This window comes from Mycolicibacterium sp. HS_4_1 (genome assembly GCF_054515875.1).
The window spans coordinates 4,602,638-4,624,905 of the sequence record NZ_CM137261.1 but is presented as its reverse complement, the minus strand read 5'-3'; the positions used below and the strand labels follow the sequence as shown (position 1 = coordinate 4,624,905).

Below are 22,268 nucleotides of genomic sequence, written 5' to 3'. Positions count from 1 at the left end.
GCGACTGTTTGTGCAGATCATCGGATCTATGGATCCGATGATCTAGCCATACGTTCGTGAGTGTTGGCGTCTCGCGGTCGGACCTGGCGTTCGAACCACTGGTTGTCCGATCGCTTCCTATGGCGAGTGTGCAGGTTCCGTCGATATTTCGCGCAGATCCACCGCCTGAAGCTGCACATTCGCCGTAGCGCCCGCCAGGGGGACCACCAGAAACGTCGGAAGCGACCCGAACTGACGTGACTTCGGGAACGCCGGGAACATTTAGTTGTACACAATTGAATTGTGGGCTATGGTTCTTCGTGTGGATGCACTCACCTTGGACCGTCAACTCTGCTTCGCCTTGTACTCGGCGTCGCGGGCCATGACGGCGGCCTACCGGCCGATCCTGTCCGAGCTCAATCTCACCTACCCGCAGTACCTGGCGCTCCTGGTGCTGTGGGAAGAGGGTCGAGTCACGGTCGGGCGGCTGGGTGAGCGGCTGCAGCTGGATTCGGGGACTCTCTCACCGCTACTGAAACGGTTGGAAGTCAATGGATTCATCCGTCGTGAACGGTCGCAGCACGACGAGCGTCAGGTCGAGGTAACCCTCACCCCGGCCGGCCGCAAGCTCGAAGCCAAGGCCCAGTGCATTCCCGAAAGGCTGGGTGCCCAGACCGGCATCACCGAACAGGAAGCAGCGGACCTGCGTGACGCAATCCGCCGATTGACCGATGCGCTGACCGCATCGCACTGATTTACCGACGCATCCCGCGTCACCAGCACCAACCAACTACCAAGGAGATCGACATGAAGGCGCTCTACACCGCAGAAGCCCTGGCCACCGGCGAAGGTCGCGACGGCCACGGTCGCACCTCGGACGGCAAGCTCGACCTCGACCTGGCCATCCCGAAGGAGATGGGCGGCAGCGGTAACGGCACCAATCCCGAGCAGCTGTTCGCCATCGGTTATGCCGCCTGCTACCACTCGGCGCTGCGTCTGGTCGCTCGCGAGGCCAAGGCGGATGTCACCGATTCGTCTGTGGGAGCACGGGTTTCGCTCGGGCAACTGGACAACGGCGGGTTTGGCCTCGCGGTCGAGCTGGAGATCACGCTGCCCAACCTGGATCACGACGCAGCCCAGGAGCTGGCGGACAAGGCCCACCAGGTGTGCCCCTACTCCAATGCCACCCGTGGCAACATCGACGTCACGATCACCGTCACCGACGACTGATCGCGGCAGTGCCGACCGGCCACTTGCGAAGTATCTTGTCGCAGGTGGCCATTCGGCGTCTAGGGGAGTCCCGCGGCGAACCTCCCGACGCGCTCGATGAACCGGTCGAAGAACGCCACCGGATCGACCTCGACCCCGATGTGGGCATTGGGATGACGCCCCCAATGCCCGCGCCAGTCGGCCACCGTCATGCCGCGGGTCAGCGTGCCGAGTAGTTCCACGTCGACCGTTGCCTGCTGGTACCGGACGATGTCTGGGTCCAGCGCTACCGCCGCCGCGAGCGGGTCGTGCAGGTGCGCCAGGTAGCCCTCGCCCTGGTCGAAATGGAATTCGAAATAGAACCGCATGGCGTCTTCCAGCACCCGGATCAGCGCGTTGGACGACGTGGACCGCGTCCCGCGATCGTCCAACACGCTCATCGGCGATGACGGTCCGCCCGCTGCGGTCGCCAGCCGGCTCAGCAGTGACGGCGTCATCGCGATGTTCTCGGTCAGGTTGAGCCCCAGCACAATCGGCAGATGTGTCGGCTCCTCCAGGCCCCACGCCGCGCCCCAGACCGAGAACACCTCGGCAGCGGCCTCCGGGTCGACACTGATGTTCCATTCGGACACCGGCGTGGTGTTGCCCCGGTAGTCGAAGGCGCCGCCCATGATCACGAGCCGACGCAGCAGCCGGGGGAGCGCTGGTTCCAGGCGCAGTGCCAGCGCGAAGTTGGTCAACGGACCGGTGACCAGGCCGATCAGCTCGCCGGGGTACTCGCGTGCCGCCTGGATCCATGCCTCGGCTGCGTCGTACTCGGTGAGCACGCCGCCGGTTGCCGATTCTGGATTCGGTTCGGGCAGTTCGGCGTAACCCAAACCTCGTGGGCCGTGGGTGTCCTCTGCCGTGCGCAACGGCGCGACCAGCGGAACACTCGAGCCCCGGGACACCGGGATGGGCCCGACGCCGCACAGCTGCAGCAATCCCAGGTTGTTGACGCACACCTGGTCGACTGGAACATTGCCCGCGGTGGACGCGATGCCGACCAATTCGGCGTCGGCGCTGGCCAGAAGGTAGGCCAGCGCCATCGCATCGTCGACGCCGGTGTCGACGTCAGCAAAAACCGGCTGCACCCTGGCCCGGCCGGTGGGAAGTAAGTCCCCAGTCATGTGGCCAACCATAGGGGCCTACGGGGCAACGGGCATTTCGATTGACCGTTGGCTCAGATCGCGCCGTCGGGGAAGGCGATGACCGATACAAAGCGGATCGGCAACCGGATCAGGCGTGTCGGTCCGTGGACGCCTTCGCCGTCGAACTGCAGAGAGTCGCCGGGCTCGAGCCGGTATTCGGAGTGACCATGACCGTAGTCCATGACGCCGTCCAGCATGTAGATGAATTCGGTCCCGGGATGCTGGAACAGCGGATAGACCTCGCTGTCCTCCGTGAGCGTCACCATGAGGCACTCCAGCCGCTTGTGTTCGCCGCGAAGCCCGCCCAGTAGTTGGTACTCATGACCGGCTTGCGAACCGCTGCGGATGATCGGGGTGCCTTTTCCGGCTTTGACGAACGATGCCGGCCGCTCGGTGTCGGCGCCGCGAAACAGGTACGTCACCGGCACGTCGAAACCTTTGGACAGCAGCGCCAGGGTGCTCAGCGAGCACGACGTCTGGGCGTTCTCGATCTTGGACAGCATGGCCTTGGAGATGCCGATGCGGCCTGCCATGTCACCGACGGAGAGGCCTGAATTGTGGCGCAGCTGGCGGACATTGCGCGCGATGGCCACTTCGAGCTCGAGCTCCTCGACCTTGTCCTCCGGTCTGCGGTCACGAGTGGTGCCCGCATTGCGGAGTAGCGTTTCGTCGTTCCCCATCTGTTAACCGTAACGCATCAACGTCCACTGTCAGTGGACAACTCGCGGTCGTGGCCGCTTCATCGAATCGAGATGCGATGAGGTGCTGCACACTGTCGGCAAGGGCCAACGCGCCGGCTTCGGCATCGGGGTCCTCGACGGCCTCCGCGGGGGCGTGTGAAACCCCAGTGGGGTTGCGTACGAACAACATCGCGGTACTGGTGAAGTTCTTCAACACTCCCGCGTCATGTCCGGCGCCGGTGCCCAGTATCGGCGCCTCATCGAGAACTGTGCTCAGGGTGTCGCGCAGCTGTGAGTCGAAATCAACTGTGGCGCTGAATGATTCTTCGATCATCGTGACGCCGCATCCGTCCTGACGGGCGGCAGCATTGGCCGCCTCGGCGATCTGGTGTACCAAGAACTTGGTCACCGAGTCATCGGGGTGACGCACGTCGAGCCAGATATCCACACGGGAGGCGATGACGTTGGTGCCGCCCGGAATCGGGACGACCCGTCCGACGGTGGCTCTCGCGCCGCTGATGGCACTTGCTTGTTCCTGGACGGCGAGGATCAGCCGGGCGGCCGCGACCATGGGATCGGAGCGGTCCGACATCAGCGTGGTGCCGGCGTGGTTGCCTTCACCGGTGAAGGACAGGCGCCATCGTCCGTGACCGAGGATCGACGATGCGACGGCGACGGGTCGGCCGAGGTCCACCAAACCGCGGCCCTGCTCGACATGGAGCTCCACGAATGTCCCGATCCGCGAGAGCGTTTCCGGGTCCGGCCCCATCAGGGCCGGATCGAATCCGGCACGACGGGTTGCCTCGGCGAAGGTGGTGCCGCCGCTGTCGGTCAGCGAGAGGGCCCGGCCCGGGTCGATCGCCCCAGTCAGCAGCCGCGAGCCCAGGCACGCGACGCCGAAGCGGGAGCCTTCCTCCTCGGGGAACACCGCGATGGCGCGGCGACCGCCGACGCCGCGGGCAGCCAGCAGATCGAACGCGACCAATGCGGAGGCGACCCCGAGCGGTCCGTCATACGCCCCGCCTCCGGGCACTGAATCTAGGTGGCTGCCGGTGACGACTGCGTTGTCGCCGACCCCGCCGGCCCACGCCCAGATGATCCCGTTGCGGTCCGTCTCGACATCGAGACCGCGCTTGGCCGCGTGCGCCATGAACCATGCACGCAGGTCGAGCTCGGCAGTCGAATAGACCGGCCGGCTGTAGCCGCCGCGCTGACTGTCGACGCCGGTGTCGGCAATCTCGGCCAGCAGAGAGGAGACGGTGTCAGGCATGAAAACCCTTCGCGGGAAATGGATCAGGAGTGGGGTGTGGTCAGCGCATCTCGCCCGCACCGACATACGGGTGCAGGCTGTTCAGTGGCTTACCTTCGGCGAACCGTTCCAGCCGGAAATCCGCGGCCGGGATGTCGGGGTGCGTGCTGTCGCCTTCGAAGACCAGGTCCGCGACCAGTTCTCCGACCGCGGGACTGATCTTGAAACCGTGGCCGGCGAAGCCGGCGGCCAGGATCAGCCCGTCGACCCCACCGATTGGCGCGATCACCGGGTTCCAGTCCGGCGGTACGTCGTACACGCCCGCATAGGTGTGGGTGACCGCCGGCTCGGGGAAGCCGGGAAAGCGGTGCATCACCTTTTCGCCGTACGCGAGGACCGACGCTTCCGCCGCGACATTTGAGTAGTTGTCCGGGTCGACGAACTTCTTCTGGAAGTCGGCGTGATCGCTGTTGCCGACCAGGAACTGGCCGGAGCCTTCGACGCGGCAGTACTGCAGGCTGATGAGGTCGGAGATCACCGGTAGGTCGGGCAGCGGGGTCCCGGCGTCGACGATCAGTAGCTCCGATCGATACGCCTCGATCGGGAAGCTGATCCCCATGTCGGCCAACAACTTTGCCGACCACCAGCCGTTGGCCACGACCACCAGATCGGCGTCGATGGTGTCGCCGTTCTCCAACGCGACGCCAGTGACCTTGTCGCCGGTCGTCAGGACCCGCGCGACCGGGGTGTTCTGCCGGACCTTGGCGCCCGCCGCCCGGGCCGCTTGCCCGAAGTGCAGTGCCAGCTGAGTGGCGTCGGCGAATCCGCCACGTGGCTCGTACGAGGCCAGGGCCACGTCCGAGGTCTCCAGCATCGGCCACAGCTTCTGCAAGGTGTCGGTGTCGATCAACTCGACCTCGACGCCCAGAGACTGGTGCATGACGGTATTCGCGGTCAGGGCATCGACGTTCTCCGCGCCGACGAGAACGGTGTAGCCGACCTGACGGAATCCGACGGCGTCTCCGAGTTGTTCGATCACCGGCAGGCTGCGCCATGCCATTGCGGCGATCGACGGCACGCCATAGTGCGCGCGCACGATTCCCGACGACTTTCCGGTGCCACCGCTTGCCAGCTGATGGCGTTCCAGAACAACGACATCCGTTAGTCCGCGCTGTGTCAGCGAACGCGCGATCGACAGCCCGATCAGGCCGCCGCCGATAACGACTGCCGTCATCAGAACGTACCCGCCGCGCCCTGGCCCGGAATCCACGACGTGCCGGCCAGCGGCACGCGCGCCATGGCGGCGGCTTCGATGGACACAGCGACCAGGTCCTCGGGTTCCAGGTGTGTGACATGTGCCTTTCCGCACGCCCGAGCGATGGTTTGTGCCTCCATTGTCAGCACTCGTAGATAGTTGGCCACCCGGCGACCGCCGTCGACGGGGTCCAGTGCCTGCTGCAGCACGGGATCCTGGGTGGTGATGCCGGCCGGGTCCCGGCCATCCTGGAAGTCGTCGAAAAAGCCTGCCGCCGAGCCGAGTTGGGCATATGCGTCCTCGTACTTGGGGTGGTTGTCGCCGAGGGCGATCAATGCGGCGGTGCCGATGGCGACCGCATCCGCTCCCAGTGCCAGTGCTTTCGCCACGTCTGCGCCGGTGCGGATACCACCGGACACGATCAGTTGAACCCCGTCGGGCTTGCGATGTACACCGAGTTCCTGCAGCGCCTGTACCGCTTGGGGCACGGCCGCCAGAGTGGGGATGCCGACGTGTTCGATGAAGACCTCCTGGGTCGCGGCGGTGCCGCCCTGCATGCCGTCGACCACCACCACGTCGGCACCGGCATGCACCGCGAGCTTGACGTCGTAGTAGGTGCGCGACGCCCCGACCTTGATGTAGATCGGCTTCTCCCAGTCGGTGATCTCCCGGAGTTCGTTGATCTTGATGGTCAGATCGTCGGGGCCCGTCCAGTCCGGGTGGCGCGAGGCTGATCGCTGGTCGATACCTTGTGGCAGGTCGCGCATGCCGGCGACGCGTTCGGACACCTTCTGTCCCAAAAGCATTCCGCCGCCACCGGGCTTGGCGCCCTGGCCGAGCACCACCTCGATGGCGTCGGCGCGGCGCAGGTCGTCCGGATTCATCCCGTAGCGGTTAGGGAGGTATTGGTAGACAAGGTGTTTGGAGTGCCCGCGTTCCTCTGGGGTCATACCGCCGTCGCCGGTGGTGGTAGAGGTCCCCGCTTCGGAAGCGCCGCGGCCGAGCGCCTCCTTGGCGCGTCCGGACAACGCCCCGAAGGACATGCCCGCGATGGTGACCGGAATATCGAGGTGCAGCGGGTATTTCGCATTTCGGGCGCCCAACACCACATCGGTTCCGCACTTTTCCCGATACCCCTCGAGCGGGTAGCGCGACATGGATGCGCCGAGGAACAGCAGGTCGTCGAAATGGGGGAGAGCGCGCTTGGCGCCCCAGCCGCGGATGTCGTAGATGCCGGTGTCTGCCGCTCGGTGGATGGCGGCGATGGTGGCACGGTCGAAGGTCGCGGACTCACGCAGACCGCGGTGGGCGCGGTCGTCTGCTGAGAAGGTCATGGGCTGCTCCCGATCAGTAGGAGTTATGGGCTTGGAAGTGGTAGAGATTGCGGGCCGAGCCGTAACGCCGATACGCGGCCGGATCGTCGTCGTAGCCGGCGGCCTTGAGCAGACCTGCGAGTTCCTCGAGGTGCTCGGCCTCCATCGGTTTCTCGATGCAATCCGCGCCAAGGGATTTCACGTCTCCGCGGACGTACAGGCGCGCCTCGTAGATCGAGTCACCGAGGGCATCGCCGGCGTCGCCGCGGATGACGATCCGCCCGCGCTGAGCCATGAAAGCGCTCATGTGGCCGACCGAGCCACCGACCACGATGTCGAGGCCCTTCAACGAGATTCCGCACCGGGCCGCGGCATTGCCGTCGATCACGAGCAGTCCGCCGCGTCCGGTGGCGCCCGCCGACTGCGACGCGTCACCGGTGACGTGGACGACACCACTCATCATGTTTTCCGCCAAGCCCTGCCCGGCGTTGCCGTTGACGGTGATCTCGGCCTTCTGGTTCATGCCGGCGGCGTAGTAGCCGACGTGGCCGTTGATGGTGATCTCCACCGGTGCGTTGACGCCGACGGCCACGTTGTGCGCGCCCTGAGGGTTGACGATGACGTACTGGCCGTCGATCGCGTCGGCATGCAGGGCAGTGTTGATGTCACGCAGCGGCGTGACTGACAGATCGAACGTTGTTGGCGCGCTGCTCATGCGGGCACCGCCTCTCGACTCCAGGCATAGACGACTTCGGGCTCGGGCTCCCAGATTCGGGCAGCCGCAACCCCGGGTAGATGCGCGAGGGCGCGGAACTCCGATGCGACGGCAACCCAGTCGGAGGTCTCGGCGATGACGGCGGGCTTGCACGCGATGGCGTCGCGCACGATCGCGAAACTGTCGCTGTTGGAGACCAGCAGCGTGTAGAAGCCGTCGAACGTCGTTGTCAGATCGGTCAATGCCCGTTCGACGTCGGATCCCGCGGCCAGCTCGTGGGCGACGAAGCGCGCGCCGACCTCGGTGTCGTTCTCGGAGTCGAATTCGACACCGGCGGCCCGTAGGTCACGCCGGATGCTGGCGTGGTTGGCGAAGGACCCGTTGTGTACCAGGCATTGATCCGCACCCACCGCGTACGGATGGGCGCCGCTGGGGGTGACCGCCGACTCGGTGGCCATCCGGGTATGACCGACGCCTTGCCACCCGTGTGCGCTTGCCAGCCCCCAACTTTCGGCGAGTGCGGTGGGCGTGCCGACGCCTTTGAGCACGGCCACGTCGGTGCCGAATCCGCCGACGAGCACGTGCGGGTAACGCGCTTTGGCGGCGGTGAGCAACGCGTCGGGTGTGGTGTGTGCTGACACCAAGTAGGTCACGTCACGGACGATGACCGTGACATCGGTATTGAGCTGGCCACCGAGTGCGTCGCTGACCTCCCGGGGCGAGGCACCGACCTCGATCAGGGAGATGGTGCTCTGCCCGGCCGGTGACCACTGCGGGTTGCCGTACACGGCGATCCCTGCCGAGTCGGCGCCGCGCGCCTCCATCGCGGTCAGCATGCCGGTCAACAGTTCGCCCAGCCGGGGGTACAACTCGGGGGTGCGTAAGTGCAACCCGACGATTCCGCACATGGTGGTACGAGTTCCTTTCTCGTCGCGGCCGTGTCCGGCCGACAGGGGTTGGTTGCTGTGCTCAGAATGCGGTGAGGTAGCGCTCGTGCTCCCAGGCGCCGACGGCCGAGTGCCAATCCCAGAATTCGGTCTTCTTCATACGCGCGAAATAGGCTGCAACACTGGGGATGTCGGAGCCCGGTGGGATCGCCGCATCCAGGGCGCCGGTCATCACCTCGTCGGTCTCCAACCGTTCGATCGCATGAAGCAGCGTCGCCGGGAGCTGTTCCTGCTTTGGTCCCGTGCCCAGCGGGCCGGGATCGGCCGTGCGCTTGACGCCGTCGAGTCCGGCGGCGAGCGCAACGGCTGCCGCCAGGTACGGGTTGGCGGAGCCGTCGCCCCCGCGCAGCTCGACCCGGCTGCTGTCCGGGACCCGGACATAGTGGGTGCGGTCGTTGCCGCCGTACGTCGGAAAGCGAGGCGCCCACGACGCCCCGGACGCCGTTGAGATGGCTCCGGTTCGCTTGTAGGAGTTGACCGTTGGCGCGATCACCGCTTGCATCGCGCAGGCGTGATCGAGGATGCCGGCGATGAACGAATACGCGGTCGCGGACATCGCGAGGCCGCGGTCGTCCTCGGTGGGTTCGGCGGGGAACGCCGGGGCGCCGCCGCTGGTGAGCGAGATATGCATGTGCAGACCGGATCCGGTCTTGTCGGCGAACGGCTTTGGCATGAACGTCGCGATCATGCCCCGTTCGGCGGCCATCACGTTGAGCAGGTATCGCAGAGTGATGACGCGGTCGCAAGTCGTGAGCGCCTCGGCGTAAGTGAAATTCTGCTCGAACTGGCCGGATCCGTCCTCGTGGTCGTTGGCATAGTTTCCCCAGCCGAGCCCGTTGATGGCGGTGCTGATCGACGAAAGGTGGTCGTACATCCGGGTGACGCTGCGGGCGTCGTAACACGGTTGGGCTGCGGTGTCCTGGTCGTCCGCGGGTACCAGCGCACCGCCGGCGTCGCGCTTCAGTAGGAAGTACTCGACCTCGGCGCCGATCCAGGGTTCGAATCCGGCGTCGGCGGCCTGCTGCACCATGGCTTTGAGGATGTTGCGGGGAGCGAACGGCCACGGTGCGCCGTTGACGTGTGGGTCGCAATGGACAAGGGCCAGACCTTCTTTGACGAAGGGGATCGGGGTGAAAGACGTGGGGTCGGGTATGGCGATCAGATCGGGGTCTTTCGGCTCCTGGCCGATGGCGCCGACCGCATACCCGGCGAATCCGACCCCTGCGGTGGCGAGTTCATCGACCGCTTCGACGGGTACCAGCTTGGCGCACGGCTTGCCGTTGAGGTCGACGAAGAGCGCAAGGATGAATGTGGTTCCGGATTGCTCGGCCAGTTCCGCTAGCGCATTGGGCTTCGTCATGCCTACTCCCGACTACTGTTAGGAATCGATGTTTCTTAATAGTAGACATGGGGCACGGGTCCATTGCAACGGTGGCGACGTAACTTCGGCGTTACGGGACCGTTCATAAGGTTGTTACATCCAACGTAGTGTCTACGCAAAGAATACGATGTCTACTACTGGGAGACGGGCGCGGAAAGGGCCCACGAACCTGCGAGGAGGCGAAATGGATACCGGAACAACAGCATTCATGCTCTGCTGCATCATTGGGCTCACCATCATGATCCCTGGACTGGCGTTGTTCTATGGCGGCATGGTCAGTGTGAAGAGTTCGACCAACATGATGATGATGACGTACGGCGCCGTGGCGGTCGTCGGTGTGCTGTGGGTGTTGTTCGGCTTCTCGATGACGTTCGGCACCTCGTATGGCGGATTCGTCGGCAGCTTCACCGAGTTCGCGGGGATGAAGGACCTCTTGGACCCGATGACCACCATCAACGGGCTGCCGGTCAGTTTGTTTGCGCTGTTCCAGGCGCTCTTCGCTGCGCTCACCGTGGCGATCGTCTCGGGTGCCGCGGCAGACCGGATGAAGTTCGCGGCCTGGATGGCCTTCGCGACGGCGTGGGCCGTCCTGGTGTATTTCCCGGTCGCCCATTGGGTTTTCGCGGTTGACGGGGTAGTGACCAGCACGGCCAAGGGTGGCTGGATCGCCAACAAATTGCATGCGATTGACTTCGCCGGTGGCACCGCCGTCCACATCAACGCGGGCGCAGCCGCGCTGGCGGTTGCCCTGGTGCTCGGCAAGTCGGCGACGTGGACGTCGCGTAAGCCCCACAACGTGCCGCTCACCTTGCTCGGCGCCGGTCTGCTGTGGGCCGGTTGGTACGCGTTCAACGGTGGTTCTGCGCTGGCCGCCGGTAAGCCGGCTGCGATCGTCATGGTCACGTCATTCGTCGCGACGTGTGCGGCCACGCTCGGCTGGCTGCTGGTCGAGAAGTTCAAGGACGGTCACGTGACCGGCATCGGCGCGGCGTCGGGCGCGATCACGGGCCTGGTTGCGATCACACCGGCTTGCGGTGCCGTGACCCCGGTCGGGGCGATCTTCGTCGGCTTCATTCCGGCGGTGATCTGCCCGTTCGCCATCGGCCTCAAGCACAAATTCGGCTACGACGACTCGACTGACGTCGTCGGTGTCCACCTCGTCGGCGGCATCGTCGGCACCCTGCTGATCGGGTTCTTCGCCAGCGCGGGAATGCCCAACGGCATCAACGGGCTCCTGTACGGCGGTGGCGCAGACCTGCTGCTCAAGCAGGCCATCGCGGCAGGATCGGTCTTGGTCTACTCCTTCACGGTCGCTCTCGTGATCGCGCTCGTGATCAAGAAGATGATGGGGATGCGCATCTCGCCAGAAGAGGAGGAAGAAGGCATCGACTCGACCCTGCACCGGGATCCGGCGTACGAACTGATCTGACCTCGATACTGCGACACCTGGTCCGGGCTCCATGGCTGGGACCAGGTGTCGTCGTCTCTACCAATGCACGCCCGGAATGAGTCGCACTGCGGTCTTGACCGGCCGGGGCACCCGGACCTTGCTGACCGCGCTGGGTCGCTTGGGCCGGCGCGGGCTGCGTGGGCGGTCAGCCGGCGGCGGAGTTTCGGTGACACCGCGGGCCGCTGCCGAATCCGGGTAGCCCAGGTACAGCTGGTGCAGTATGCGGCGAGACAGCTTGGGGGTGAAGTAATTTCCGAGATCGCCCAGCGTTCCCATGGGGGTGTCGATCCGGGCCGGCTTCTCCACCAGACCACGCACCACCATCGCCGCGGCATGTTCCGGGGTGATGGGCGGCACGGGGTTCAGTCGCTTGGACGGCGCGATCATCGGGGTCTCGACCAACGGCATGTGGATGTTGGTGAACGTGATGTGGTCCGAAAGCGTCTCGGTACCAACAACTTCAGAAAAGGCATCCAGTGCGGCCTTGCTCGGCAGGTAGGCACTGTACTTCGGGCTGTTGGCCTGGACCCCGGCGCTCGACACGTTGACCACGTGACCGAAGCGGCGTTCCCGCCAGTGCGGCAGCAGCGCCAGCGTCATCCGGACTGCGCCGAAGTAGTTGACGGCCATCACGCGCTCGTAGTCGTGGAAGCGGTCGGTCGAGTTGACGACCGAACGACGGATCGAGCGGCCGGCGTTGTTCACGAGATAATCGACGTGATCGAACTGGCCCAGAATGTCCTTGACGGTGTGCTCCACCGACCCGCCGTCGGCCACGTCGCACGTGAAAGCGTAGGCCTCGCCGCCGAATTGGCGAATCTCGTTGACGAGTTCGTCGAGCGCGTCGGCGCTGCGGGCCAACGCGAATACCCGCCCACCGCGTTCGGCGACGGCGATGGCGGAGGCTCGTCCGATACCGCTGGAGGCGCCCGTGATGATCACGTTGCGACCCACGAGCGGACCGCGCGGGTCGTCCCGCCGGGCCCGGTCGGGGTCCAGGTGCTCGGCCCAGTAACGCCACAGTTTCGGTGCGTACGAAGCGAATTCGGGTAGGACGATGCCGGTGCCCTGCAGAGCCGCGACGGTGGTCTCCGACGCGAACGACGGTGCCAGGTCGACGACGTCGAGGACCTCGCCGGGGATGCCCAGCTGGGTTGCCGCCATGTTGCGCAGCACCTTGGCCCGGCCCGTGGCCTTGAGTACCGGGGCGGCGGTGGCTTTCGGCAGCGTGCCGCGCAGCGGCGGCAGACCGGCCTCGCGTGCGACGCCACGGTAGATGTCCTTGAGTCCGATGGGATCCGGTGACGTCAAGTGGAAAGTCTGGCCGTCCCGGCCGTCGGCATGCATGAGATGGACGACCGCTTCAACGACATAGTCCACCGGCACGATGTTGGTGCGGCCGGTGTCGGGCACCATCATCGGCGTGAACTTCGGAAGCGCCGCCAGTCGCGACAGCACCCCGAAGAAGTAGTACGGTCCGTCGACCTTGTCCATCTCGCCGGTCCGGGAGTCGCCGACCACGACGGCCGGCCGGTAGATCCGGTGTCGCAGGCCAGGGGTGGCGCGCACCAGTTGCTCGGCTTCGAACTTGGTCTGGTGGTACGGCGTCGGCAGCTCCTGCGAGACGTCGAAGTCGTCCTCGGTGAAGATCCCGCGGTAGTTGCCCGCCACCGCGATGGATGACACGTGGTGCAGCGTGGCGCCGAGGCTGCGGGTCAACTCGATGACCGCACGGGTGCCTTCGACGTTCGCGGCCTGCTGCGTGGCGGCGTCGACGGTCATGTCATAGATCGCGGCGCAGTGCACCACGTGATCAATCGGCCCCAGATCGGCCAGATCGGCCAAGCCCAGACTCGCGGACGTCAGGTCACCGACCAGTGGTTTTGCCCGGTCACCCCATTCCGCGGCCAGTTCTTCGAATCGGGCCAATGAGCCCCGGCGAACGAGAACGAACACTTCGGCGGTGCCGAAATTGGGCCGGGTGGCGTCGTCGTCCAGGGCCAGAATCTGGCTGACGACGCGGCGGCCAATAAACCCGGTACCGCCGGTAACGACATATCGCATGCGAGTCATGGTGAACCTGTCGCGGGCCAAGGTCAATAGCGCGTAGGGTCCGAATTTGTCACACCGACTTCTGAGGGAGAACCGCCGAATGCCGATCAACCCCAACGCCATCGGAGCCAAGACCGCACCGCAGCCCTTCGAATGGACCGAACGTGACACCCTGCTCTATGCACTCGGAGTCGGTTGCGGGACCAAGGATTTGGCGTTCACCACCGAGAACAGCCACGGCATCGACCAGCAGGTGCTGCCCACGTACGCGGTCATCGCATGCCCGGCGTGGGGTGCCGTCGGCGAGGTTGGCAGCTTCAACTTCGGCAAGTTACTGCACGGTAGTCAGCAGATTCGGCTGCATGCGCCGCTGCCGCCGGCGGGCCGGTTCAATGTCAGCTCCGAGGTTGTCGACATCCAGGACAAGGGTGAGGGCAAGAACGCCATCCTGACGTTCAAGGGCACCGCCACCGACGACAGTGGCAACGTGATCGCCGAATCCTGGTCGACGGCGGTGATCCGCGGCGAAGGTGGTTTCGGTGGGCAGCCAGGCGAGCGGGCGGCCGCGCCCGAGATTCCGGATCGCCCGGCCGATGCCATCGTTGCGCTGGCGACCACCGAGGACCAGCCGCTGATCTACCGGCTCTCGGGCGACCGCAATCCGTTGCACAGCGACCCGTGGTTCGCTCAGACCCTCGCCGGTTTCCCGAAGCCGATCCTGCACGGCCTGTGCACCTACGGGGTTGCCGGCCGCGTGCTGGTCGCCGAACTCGGTGGCGGCGACGCGTCCAAGATCAAGGCTGTCGGCGCCCGCTTCACCTCCCCGGTGTTCCCCGGCGAGACGTTGACGACCTCGGTATGGCGCACCGAGCCCGGACACGCGGTATTCCGCACCGAAGCCGCGGGAACCGACGGCAGCAACGCCCGGCTGGTGCTCGAGGACGGGACGGCGGAGTACAGCGAGTGACGAGTTCAGGCCTCCGCTGACGCGGGCGTATCGGCGTCGGGGCCGCTGCGGAAGACGTTCTTTCCGCAGTCGACACATTCCCACCGACGACCACCGGATGCGGCCGGCTTCGGATTGATGTTTGTCAGTGGATACATGCCCGTGCTGCTGCATCGGGGGCATTTTGGCGCCATCAACAGAGTCTACGGGTATCGGACGTGCCGGTGGGCGATCTATTCGCACGTACGGCGTAGCGTCAGTGGTGGAGTCGTGTGATTGTCGCTCGCCGTTCTGGCGCGGGGTGGTCGCGGCATCGACGTAAGGATTCTCCATGAGATGGCGCGCCAACCTGCTCCCCCGGTTGGGGATGACCTGATGGCGTATCTGACGCAGAAGCCGCGGCCAGGAAGACCCGTCCGGCTCTGCCTGGCCTACGATCTTGGTCGCCGGATCGACGGTGCGTGGTGGCCATACACGTCGGCACTCGCCGATGAACTGGCCGGGTTGGTCGCGGCATTGGACGGTCAATTGGGGAAAGTCGTTGAGGTTCGCCTGAATTGGTCGCCGCTGAATAATCCGCCGAGCCTCAACTGGCGGGACTGGCGCACCAAACCTCAACACATCATCACCGTTGGCGGGTGTGATGCCACTGCGAATCTGCTTATCGTGCCCAGTGCGACGAACAGCCCGCTGGCAGGCATGGTGTTGCGACGTGCGGCCGGACTACCGGTTGAGCCGCGCCGCGGCGACATTGCCATGTTGGAGACGGCCGACGAGATCCTGACCGCCGCTCGACGGCAGAGGGTTATGGGAAAACCCTTGGCGTGAAACGGGATAACGCCGTTTCGCGCCAAGGGTTTCCGTGATGCTTAAAGGGCGGTAACGCCTACGGCTTGCGGACCTTTGGCACCCTGGGTGACATCGAACTTCACCCGCTGGTTTTCCTCCAGCGAGCGGAAGCCGCCGCCCTGGATTTCACTGTGGTGAACGAAAACGTCCGGCGCGCCGCCGTCCGGGGCGATGAAGCCGAAGCCCTTTTCGTTGTTGAACCACTTCACGGTTCCTTCGCTCATGCGATAACTACTTTCTTTCATGATGACTGCGATTTGCTGCAGCCAAATCCATTGGGGTACAGAACAAAATGTTGCGGGCGATCAGTCCGCGTGCTGGGCGGTCAGCAGGATGTTCACCGCAGTCGACCGGTCGTTGGGGCGCGCTGCATTCGTGAGCGCGGAACGAGCTTCGGCCGGATACGTGCTGGCGGGTACCGCCAGCAGCACGATCCTGTCGCGGTCGAAGCCGATCACCTCGACGGTGTTGACCGGCTGGCGCCGGTAACCGTCGAGGTGGACCCGTCGTCCGCCGGTGGCGAGCTTGGACGGGGTCTGCGACCACTCATCGACGTTGTACAGGACTCGGTCGATCTGTCCGAGGCGTCCCGATAGCACGGCCAAGAGGTCGGGTAGTTCCGCACTGAGGTTGCTGGTGTGTGGCCACCACGCCCCATCCACGAATCCGTTGGAGTATGCCTTGGGCTTCAGCCGCAATCTCGGGGTCAGCTCGGGTGAGATGTGTCTTGTCTGGGTTGTGCGATGGTCTTGCGGCGTCATTGCGACGTTCCTGCCTTGACCGCGAATCGGTCAAACTTCTTCGAATCGGCGACGGCATGGCATTGTTCAGCCACGCGACGAAGTACCGCCGATGGGTCAAGCATACCCGGGACACGCCCTGGCACAAATCGTGCCGTGACTCTGAGGCCCTGGACGGGCGGCGTCGAGCTAGTAGGGCTGGACCGGTGGCGGGAACGGCGGCTGCATCGGCGACGATACCTTGGGGCGCTGTCGCCAGAGCATGGCGACGCCGGCGATGACAACTGCGACGCCCGCGGTGTACAGAATGAACCCGAAGTTCAAGGACACGCTGACCATGCTCGACAAGTCGGCACTGGAGCCGCCGAGTTGATCCTTGATCTCCGAGGCACCGCTGAAGTACCAGTAGATTCCCAACAGGACGCCGAGGATGAGCGCGCCGGCGCTCGCGGCGAGTCCGGTGAGTCGCCCGGTGGGTATCGCGGGGCCTGCCGAAAGCACCGTCCACGCCAGCCCTGCGGTGACGGCGATGACTGCCAGCAGGAAGATCATCAATACCGGCTGCTGGGATGGGCTGACGTTCGCCGAGACCTGAATGATCACGTTGGCGCTCACCGTCACCCAGGGCATGAAGACTCCGATGAAGGCTGCCAGACACCCGCCGTAGATGAGCCAGCCCGGAGCCGACAGGTTCGCTGCGAAATTCTTGGCCGCTGCCATACCTGGCGATGCCGTTTGTGAACCGGCACTTGCCATCTGGCCGCCAAGGCCCGGCTGCCCCGGTGGTGCCGGCGGTTGACCGTAGCCTGGCGGTGCCGGGGGCGGTGGCGTGCCGTAGCTAGGTGGCGTGCCGTAGCTGGGTGGCTGCCCGCCCGGGCTTGGTGGTGGGGGAGGCGCACCGTAGTTCGGCGGCGGGGGCGGCGCCGGAACCGCAGCCTTTCGTTGCTGCTGCGGTGTCCATTGCCGGCCGTCCCAGTAACGCAACGCGTTCCGGTCGTGCGGATCGTCGTACCAACCGGGTGCCATCGGTGCCGTCATGTGGACCGCCTTCCCGGTGGACTCCACCGGCGAATGGTGACTCACGGTTGGTGAGTTATCGGCACATTATCCACCGCGACCGGTTCGACTGATAGTGGATTGGCGGTGCCCATGACGTCGCCTCAGCGGTGCTGGAGTGATCCGTCGCGTCCGGGTCGGCTAGCCCGTGACCGCGCGGTCGAGGGCGGCCAGCGACTCCTCGATGAACCCGATCGGGAACGGCGGCATGCCGCCGATCTGATCTCGGAAGGCCTGCGGTGTATCGGTCCAGTCGTACGTCAGGGTCACATCGGTGCCGTTACCGTTCGGGGCCAGGTCGTAGCACCACCACCAACCGCCGGGGGTGTGCTCACCTGACTCGGTCAGGCTGCCGGTCGACCAGCCGATGGTCTTGTCCTGCTCGAACGCGGTCACCAGGTTGTGCGTGACGTAGTCGCCGCCGGCCAGGTCGAGGTACATGTTCATGGCGAATACCTGCCCGGCACCGGTGATCGGAGCGGTGTCGACGGCGTCGCGGACCCAGTCTCCGGGCTCGGTGTCCTTGTGCCGGGCGGGATTGGCCAGTACGGCGAACACCGCGGCGGGCGGCGCGGCGATGGTGCGGGTGGCGACGAAGCGTTCCTGGGTCGTCGAGTTGCTGGTCATCGGTTTTGTCCGTTCGGTCCGTAGAGACGTGCGATGTCGGGGGAGCCGGCCCACTTGGAGTACGTCGGCGACTGCGGCCAGCCTTCGGGCGAATCCTGCCACTGTTCCTGGCGGCCGTAGGGCAGAACGTCGATCAGTGCGAAACTGTGGCCCAGCTGTTCGCAGCCGCGGCCGGTGGTGTGCCAGGTGCGGTACACAGTATCGCCTTGCCGCAGAAACACATTGACGGCGAAACCCTCGCCGGGCGCGGCGTCGACGTCGGACCCGAAACTGCTCTCGGACGACGAGTACCAGTCCATCGTGTTGCCGACCTTGTTCTTGTAGGCCAGCGCTTCCTCGATGGGTCCGTTGGTGACGATGACGAACCGGGCGTCGTAGTTATCCAGGAAGCCCAGCCGGGTGAACTGCGACGTGAATCCCGTGCAGCCCGGGCACTGCCACTCGGCGCCGTCGGTCCACATGTGGTTGTAGACGATCAATTGCGACCGCCCGTCGAAGATGTCGGCCAGACGGATCGGACCGTCGGTGCCGATCAGCGTGTAGTCGGGCATCTCCACCATCGGCAGCCTGCGGCGCTGGGCCGCGATGGCGTCGAGTTCACGTGTCGCGGCTTTCTCCCGCTTGCGCAGGTCGTCGAGGGCGGTACGCCAGGCGTCCTGGTCGACTACCGGTGGCAGGGCGGTCTGCTCGGTCATGGTGCCTCCTGGAGATTGCAGCTGTCGATGGGTAGACCGGGGCCGAGCCGAATACTCATCGCGGATCGCCGAACCAATACGCGAGCGCCTCCCGCAGTCCTGAATCGGAGGCACCGGCCCAGGCGATGTGCGCGTCCGGACGGATCAGTAGGGGCTCATCGGCGTAATCGAGGCCGCGGTCATTGAGGATGTCGACCCGATCGGCCCACGGCTCGGCCATTTCGCACAACGCGGATGGCCCGACTAAGACGGGGCGGGCCGCGCGCAGAGCTGCCACGACGTCGTCGGGTAGGCCCGACGCGAAGGTGCCCGCCAGGGCGTGCTGGGGGCCGGGCATCGGGTACCGGACGTCGGACGCGGCGATCATCGCGCCGACGCGCGCGAGCGCCGGTGCATCAGAGACCAATTCGCTGAACACTTTTCGCAGTGCCTCATCGGCCGGGTCGTGTCCCCGGCGTAACGACACCTGCGCCTGAGAATGCAGCAGCAGCCGCTCGCCGGCGAGATGACGTTCCGAGTGATACGTGTCGAGTAGCCCGGGCGGTGCCCAGCCGCCGATCGTGGCGGCCAGCTTCCAGGCGAGGTTCACCCCGTCGAGCATCCCGGCCGAGACCGCCACGCCGCCCGTCGGAATCTGATGCGCGGCGTCGCCGGCCAGCAGTACTCGGCCGGCCAGGTAGCGCTCGGCATGCCGGGCCGCATAGGTGAAGCGGGTCAACCGTTTTGGCGCGCCGAGCGGGAAATCGACGCCGAGCACGCGCCGGACGCTGTCCCGGAATTCGTCCAGCGTCATCGGGTCGTCATCGTCGTAGTCGTGATCGGGAGCCTCGCTGGTGTACATCCCCAGGTGCCCGGGCTCGGACGACGCGATGGCGAAGATGCCGTCCTCAAGCTGGCTGTAGCCCCAAGCCAGGCGGCCGTAGCCGGGAACGTCGAAGTCGCCGTCGTCGCGGACGGTGATCCCGGGCGGCATGGTGGTGGTGACCATGCGGTGGATCTCGGGATAGACGATGCCCGGGAAACCGATGCCGGCCAGTTCCCGGACCCGGCTGCGCACCCCGTCGCAGCCCACGACGTACTGCGCGCTGATGCGGTACGGCCCATCCGGGCTGCGGACGTCGAGAGATACCCCGTCGTCGTCCTGCTCCAGTCCGGTCACCTCGTGACCGCGCCGGACTTCGACGCCGAGGCTTTGTGCGTAGTTCTGCAGGAGTGCTTCCAGCTGCGGCTGGGGGAGTCGCTGTACCTGCATCGGTGAGTCGTCCAGCTTGGTGAGATCGATATGGATGCCACCGAACGGAAGTTTGGCGGTGACGGGTTCTCCCGCCGCTTTGTCGAGCAGGACCCCGAGTTCTCGGTAGCGCAACAGGTTGAGGATCTGACCGCCGATGCCGCCGGCTTTGGCGACCTCGCGGATGTCGGTGAGCCGTTCCAGTACAAGCGGTTTGATGCCGACCAAACAGAGTTCGGTGGCGAGCGTCAGGCCCGTCGGACCCGCGCCCACGATGATCACGTCGGTATCCGTCATATGTCCCCCTCAAGACGATCCAGCTGCAGTTACGTTGCAGCCCAGCGATTCTGAAGCATGAGGGGGGTCTTGCCGCAAGCCCCGGGGTGCGCTATATGTTAAAAGTGGGATCCGGTTGTAGGTTGCATTTCTCCGTGGCGGATTGCATTCCAAGATGGCGGAGTTTGGCGGATCCGCCAGCTGGAATGCAAAGAGCTGAGGCTATCTAAGTAACGGCGACGATGCTCAGACCCAGCTCGACAGGCGCGTTGAATCCGGAGTTCGACGTTCGACGGACAGAATCATCTTGGTGTAGAATCAATTTCGTAGTTTTGGATTGAAATTCACGTGCCGCCGTGGATGGCGAGTTGGCGGAATTGGGTGTTATCGTTAGCTGGATGGACGTCAGAACGGCGGTTCGTCGTCTTCTTCCTCTTGATCATCATCACTGCCAACATCTGGGCGTTCGGCGGTCTCTTGTGGTTCGCGCCTCGATACCGCCCACGCGGCCGCCAGCCTGGCTGCGTCCAGTGGCGCACCGATTTTCCATGCGGCCTCGAAATCTGGGTCAGATGCGTTCGGTCGGAATCGTTCCTCAAGCTCGGCGACTTCGACGAGTACAGGAATCTCTGCAGCGGCACCGGCGGGTTATCTGACCGTGGACCACGCGCTCACGCAGCAGGTGTCGCAGGCTGCCGATAACTCGCTCGGTGCCCGGGACTTCGTGCCGCCGTGGTGGAACGCCGGGCAGGCGTTGATGCTCGCTGAGCTGCAGGCCTCATCGTCACGTCGCAGCAGGCATCGTCGTAATCGGCTGTGCTGCGACACTTTCCGGCGATCGGACTGCTGGCGACCGGTACCCAGCACCCGCATACGGCCAAGAGGAGCAGTTGCGGCGAAAACAGCTGAAACAAGAGACGTTTCGGAACAAGCCATGGTGCGGAGAGATGCCTGAGAACGTCGATCGTTCGCACGTGAAGACATTGATGAGGCCGCAGAACGGGTGATGCTTCGTCACGTCTGCGAGGTTTGTAGCATCGAACAGAACCTCACGCCCGAAGCCGCCCGCCAGGTGGCCTGGGACTACCCGCCGAGAATGGGCACCTTCGGTGTCATCACGTACGAACGTGCCCCGACTGCGTGATCAACCGAACGCTATGGAGGGGTAGACGTTGAGAAATGCACAGTCGACATGCTCACTGCTCAACTACGCGAAACTCTGCGCAGATCGCCGGCGAGCCGGAAAAGCATCCTTGTGCCGTAGCTCGAACGCGCAATCAGCCGACGTCCTCCCAACGTCTGGCGGCGCTCGTGGTCCGGCAGCAGGGCCGCACATGGCCGTCTCTCGTCGCGAGCTCGTTTAACTGGGGCTATGCAACATACTTTGACAAGCCCCGGCGACACGTCGAAGCCTTGTCAAAGTAGCCACGCGCTTCGACAATTCTGTGGCGCATCTCGACAACCGTGTCCCGGCCCTGATCGGTTCGCCTAGGGCGTGTCTCATAACCATTTGATGGTTGGTCTGTCAGTGTCAGGTGATGTCGAGATCGCGGGTGCTTACCGATGAGATGTGGGCGCGGATCGAGCCGTTGCTGCCGACGGCATCGCCTAAGGGTGGCAGGCCTTTTCGTGATCACCGGATGGCGGTCGAGGGAATTGTGTGGCGGTATCGCACGGGGTGCCCGTGGCGGGATCTGCCCGCGGAGTTCGGGTCGTGGAAGACGGTGTGGCGGCGCCATGACCAGTACAGCAAGGACGGTACGTGGGACGAGATTTTCGCGGTCGTGCTCACGGCTGCCGCTGATGCCGATCTGATCGACTGGGCGGTCAGTGTCGATTCGACGGTCAACCGCGCTCATCAACATGGCACGAACCTGCCGCGGGACACAGGGGGCACCGTCGAATTACAAGAATCTGGGCGTCGAGCCTGCTGACCACGGCATTGGCCGCTCTCGCGGCGGGTTGAGCACCAAGATTCATTCGTTGGTTGACGGCGCCGGTATGCCGTTGGTGGCCGTGTGCGGGCCCGGTCAGGCCGGCGATGCCCCGATGTTCCCGATCCTGCTCGGTCACCTTCGGGTCGCCAGCAGTGGCGCCGGTCGGCCGCGGACCCGCCCCGAGAGGGTGCGCGGTGACAAGGCGTATTCGTCGAAAGCAATCCGCGAGCTGTTGCGTTCTCGGGGGATCACCGCGGTGATCCCGCAGCCTGATGACCAGATTGGCCACCGCCGCCGGCGTGGTCGCGCTGGTGGCCGACCGCCGGCATTCGATGCGCAGGATTACAAGGGCCGCAACGTCGTTGAACGCCGCTTCCAGCGCTACAAACAGTGGCGGGGTATCGCCACCCGCTACGACAAGCATAACCTCAACTACCGCGGCGGCGTCATCCTGCACGCCATCATCGCCTGGCTCAAACGGTTATGAGACA

At 65.0% G+C, this 22,268-nt stretch carries 20 protein-coding genes and 1 pseudogene; 6 read left to right on the top strand and 15 right to left on the bottom strand.

The genetic code is table 11. The features are described 5' to 3' along the window. The first annotated feature begins 301 nt into the window (after nucleotides 1–301). Entirely contained in the window at nucleotides 302–733 is a 432-nt protein-coding gene (locus tag ACX12F_RS22310) for a MarR family winged helix-turn-helix transcriptional regulator (RefSeq protein ID WP_459366508.1), read from the top strand. Nucleotides 734–786: 53 nt separating this feature from the next. Next, entirely contained in the window at nucleotides 787–1,209 is a 423-nt protein-coding gene (locus tag ACX12F_RS22305) for an organic hydroperoxide resistance protein (RefSeq protein ID WP_459366507.1), read from the top strand. 59 nt (nucleotides 1,210–1,268) lie between these two features. On the opposite strand, the gene ACX12F_RS22300 is transcribed toward ACX12F_RS22305, so the two are convergent. From ACX12F_RS22300 to glnT, 8 genes are all read right to left on the bottom strand, one after another. Next, on the bottom strand, nucleotides 1,269–2,357 hold the full coding sequence (locus ACX12F_RS22300; RefSeq protein ID WP_459366506.1) for a nucleoside hydrolase: 1,089 nt from the start codon (nucleotides 2,355–2,357) through the stop codon (nucleotides 1,269–1,271). Between the two features lie 53 nt (nucleotides 2,358–2,410). Continuing rightward, on the bottom strand, nucleotides 2,411–3,058 hold the full coding sequence (locus tag ACX12F_RS22295; RefSeq protein ID WP_459366505.1) for a helix-turn-helix domain-containing protein: 648 nt from the start codon (nucleotides 3,056–3,058) through the stop codon (nucleotides 2,411–2,413). After that, complete coding sequence (locus ACX12F_RS22290; protein WP_459366504.1) at nucleotides 3,012–4,328, bottom strand: allantoate amidohydrolase; 1,317 nt, start codon at nucleotides 4,326–4,328, stop codon at nucleotides 3,012–3,014. Before ACX12F_RS22290 ends, ACX12F_RS22295 begins: the two co-directional genes overlap by 47 nt. Before the next feature lie 40 nt (nucleotides 4,329–4,368). Further along, nucleotides 4,369–5,541 carry an NAD(P)/FAD-dependent oxidoreductase gene (locus ACX12F_RS22285; protein ID WP_459366503.1) on the bottom strand — a complete coding sequence of 391 codons (1,173 nt, stop codon included), beginning with the start codon at nucleotides 5,539–5,541 and terminating at the stop codon, nucleotides 4,369–4,371. Next, a complete protein-coding gene (locus tag ACX12F_RS22280; RefSeq protein ID WP_459366502.1) occupies nucleotides 5,541–6,896 on the bottom strand; it encodes an FMN-binding glutamate synthase family protein in 1,356 nt (451 codons plus the stop codon). Before ACX12F_RS22280 ends, ACX12F_RS22285 begins: the two co-directional genes overlap by 1 nt. A gap of 13 nt (nucleotides 6,897–6,909) precedes the next feature. Further along, entirely contained in the window at nucleotides 6,910–7,590 is a 681-nt protein-coding gene (locus tag ACX12F_RS22275; RefSeq protein WP_459366501.1) for a GltB/FmdC/FwdC-like GXGXG domain-containing protein, read from the bottom strand. Next, a complete protein-coding gene (locus ACX12F_RS22270; RefSeq protein WP_459366500.1) occupies nucleotides 7,587–8,498 on the bottom strand; it encodes a class II glutamine amidotransferase domain-containing protein in 912 nt (303 codons plus the stop codon). Before ACX12F_RS22270 ends, ACX12F_RS22275 begins: the two co-directional genes overlap by 4 nt. A gap of 61 nt (nucleotides 8,499–8,559) precedes the next feature. Continuing rightward, nucleotides 8,560–9,897 carry a type III glutamate--ammonia ligase gene (glnT, locus tag ACX12F_RS22265; protein WP_459366499.1) on the bottom strand — a complete coding sequence of 446 codons (1,338 nt, stop codon included), beginning with the start codon at nucleotides 9,895–9,897 and terminating at the stop codon, nucleotides 8,560–8,562. Nucleotides 9,898–10,102: 205 nt separating this feature from the next. On the opposite strand from glnT, the gene ACX12F_RS22260 reads away from it, so the two are divergent. Further along, nucleotides 10,103–11,347, top strand: a complete 1,245-nt coding sequence (locus tag ACX12F_RS22260) for an ammonium transporter (protein WP_459366498.1) — start codon at nucleotides 10,103–10,105, stop codon at nucleotides 11,345–11,347. 57 nt (nucleotides 11,348–11,404) lie between these two features. On the opposite strand, the gene ACX12F_RS22255 is transcribed toward ACX12F_RS22260, so the two are convergent. Next, the gene (locus ACX12F_RS22255) at nucleotides 11,405–13,432 is read right to left on the bottom strand and encodes an SDR family oxidoreductase (protein WP_459366497.1); all 2,028 of its coding nucleotides are present in this window, start codon (nucleotides 13,430–13,432) and stop codon (nucleotides 11,405–11,407) included. 88 nt (nucleotides 13,433–13,520) lie between these two features. Here ACX12F_RS22255 and ACX12F_RS22250 point away from each other — a divergent pair, with 88 nt between their 5' ends. Together ACX12F_RS22250 and ACX12F_RS22245 are read left to right on the top strand one after the other, a co-directional pair. Further along, on the top strand, nucleotides 13,521–14,387 hold the full coding sequence (locus ACX12F_RS22250) for a MaoC family dehydratase (protein WP_459366496.1): 867 nt from the start codon (nucleotides 13,521–13,523) through the stop codon (nucleotides 14,385–14,387). Between the two features lie 255 nt (nucleotides 14,388–14,642). Next, nucleotides 14,643–15,194 (top strand): DUF5994 family protein, encoded by a 552-nt coding sequence (locus tag ACX12F_RS22245; protein ID WP_459366495.1) that lies wholly within the window; start codon nucleotides 14,643–14,645, stop codon nucleotides 15,192–15,194. A gap of 41 nt (nucleotides 15,195–15,235) precedes the next feature. Here ACX12F_RS22245 and ACX12F_RS22240 read toward each other — a convergent pair whose 3' ends face one another. The 6 genes from ACX12F_RS22240 to ACX12F_RS22215 all read right to left on the bottom strand — a co-directional run bounded on the left by ACX12F_RS22240 (nucleotide 15,236) and on the right by ACX12F_RS22215 (nucleotide 19,861). After that, nucleotides 15,236–15,439 carry a cold-shock protein gene (locus ACX12F_RS22240; RefSeq protein ID WP_459366494.1) on the bottom strand — a complete coding sequence of 68 codons (204 nt, stop codon included), beginning with the start codon at nucleotides 15,437–15,439 and terminating at the stop codon, nucleotides 15,236–15,238. An 81-nt stretch (nucleotides 15,440–15,520) separates the two neighbouring features. After that, nucleotides 15,521–15,976: a DUF5994 family protein gene (locus tag ACX12F_RS22235; RefSeq protein ID WP_459366493.1), complete on the bottom strand. Its 456-nt coding sequence runs from the start codon at nucleotides 15,974–15,976 to the stop codon at nucleotides 15,521–15,523. 168 nt (nucleotides 15,977–16,144) lie between these two features. After that, nucleotides 16,145–17,020 carry a DUF2510 domain-containing protein gene (locus tag ACX12F_RS22230; RefSeq protein ID WP_459366492.1) on the bottom strand — a complete coding sequence of 292 codons (876 nt, stop codon included), beginning with the start codon at nucleotides 17,018–17,020 and terminating at the stop codon, nucleotides 16,145–16,147. Nucleotides 17,021–17,152: 132 nt separating this feature from the next. Continuing rightward, nucleotides 17,153–17,638 carry an SRPBCC family protein gene (locus ACX12F_RS22225; RefSeq protein ID WP_459366491.1) on the bottom strand — a complete coding sequence of 162 codons (486 nt, stop codon included), beginning with the start codon at nucleotides 17,636–17,638 and terminating at the stop codon, nucleotides 17,153–17,155. Then, nucleotides 17,635–18,333, bottom strand: coding sequence for a DUF899 domain-containing protein (locus ACX12F_RS22220; protein ID WP_459366490.1), 699 nt, complete (start codon nucleotides 18,331–18,333; stop codon nucleotides 17,635–17,637). The genes ACX12F_RS22225 and ACX12F_RS22220 overlap by 4 nt, the downstream gene beginning before the upstream one ends. A gap of 55 nt (nucleotides 18,334–18,388) precedes the next feature. Continuing rightward, a complete protein-coding gene (locus ACX12F_RS22215; protein WP_459366489.1) occupies nucleotides 18,389–19,861 on the bottom strand; it encodes an FAD-dependent oxidoreductase in 1,473 nt (490 codons plus the stop codon). A 1,517-nt stretch (nucleotides 19,862–21,378) separates the two neighbouring features. Between ACX12F_RS22215 and ACX12F_RS22210 the strand changes: the two are divergent. Beyond that, a pseudogene (locus tag ACX12F_RS22210) lies at nucleotides 21,379–22,264 on the top strand (IS5 family transposase). Nucleotides 22,265–22,268 lie beyond the last annotated feature (4 nt).

Bases quoted from the DNA above. Each gene is read 5' to 3' on its own strand.
- glnT (WP_459366499.1), bottom strand. From the start codon at position 9,897: ATGACGAAGCCCAATGCGCTAGCGGAACTGGCCGAGCAATCCGGAACC.
- ACX12F_RS22255 (WP_459366497.1), bottom strand. From the start codon at position 13,432: ATGCGATATGTCGTTACCGGCGGTACCGGGTTTATTGGCCGCCGCGTC.
- ACX12F_RS22295 (WP_459366505.1), bottom strand. From the start codon at position 3,058: ATGGGGAACGACGAAACGCTACTCCGCAATGCGGGCACCACTCGTGAC.
- ACX12F_RS22280 (WP_459366502.1), bottom strand. From the start codon at position 6,896: ATGACCTTCTCAGCAGACGACCGCGCCCACCGCGGTCTGCGTGAGTCC.
- ACX12F_RS22250 (WP_459366496.1), top strand. From the start codon at position 13,521: ATGCCGATCAACCCCAACGCCATCGGAGCCAAGACCGCACCGCAGCCC.
- ACX12F_RS22290 (WP_459366504.1), bottom strand. From the start codon at position 4,328: ATGCCTGACACCGTCTCCTCTCTGCTGGCCGAGATTGCCGACACCGGC.
- ACX12F_RS22305 (WP_459366507.1), top strand. From the start codon at position 787: ATGAAGGCGCTCTACACCGCAGAAGCCCTGGCCACCGGCGAAGGTCGC.
- ACX12F_RS22275 (WP_459366501.1), bottom strand. From the start codon at position 7,590: ATGAGCAGCGCGCCAACAACGTTCGATCTGTCAGTCACGCCGCTGCGT.
- ACX12F_RS22260 (WP_459366498.1), top strand. From the start codon at position 10,103: ATGGATACCGGAACAACAGCATTCATGCTCTGCTGCATCATTGGGCTC.
- ACX12F_RS22270 (WP_459366500.1), bottom strand. From the start codon at position 8,498: ATGTGCGGAATCGTCGGGTTGCACTTACGCACCCCCGAGTTGTACCCC.
- ACX12F_RS22300 (WP_459366506.1), bottom strand. From the start codon at position 2,357: ATGACTGGGGACTTACTTCCCACCGGCCGGGCCAGGGTGCAGCCGGTT.
- ACX12F_RS22285 (WP_459366503.1), bottom strand. From the start codon at position 5,541: ATGACGGCAGTCGTTATCGGCGGCGGCCTGATCGGGCTGTCGATCGCG.
- ACX12F_RS22225 (WP_459366491.1), bottom strand. From the start codon at position 17,638: ATGACCAGCAACTCGACGACCCAGGAACGCTTCGTCGCCACCCGCACC.
- ACX12F_RS22235 (WP_459366493.1), bottom strand. From the start codon at position 15,976: ATGACGCCGCAAGACCATCGCACAACCCAGACAAGACACATCTCACCC.
- ACX12F_RS22215 (WP_459366489.1), bottom strand. From the start codon at position 19,861: ATGACGGATACCGACGTGATCATCGTGGGCGCGGGTCCGACGGGCCTG.
- ACX12F_RS22240 (WP_459366494.1), bottom strand. From the start codon at position 15,439: ATGAGCGAAGGAACCGTGAAGTGGTTCAACAACGAAAAGGGCTTCGGC.
- ACX12F_RS22220 (WP_459366490.1), bottom strand. From the start codon at position 18,333: ATGACCGAGCAGACCGCCCTGCCACCGGTAGTCGACCAGGACGCCTGG.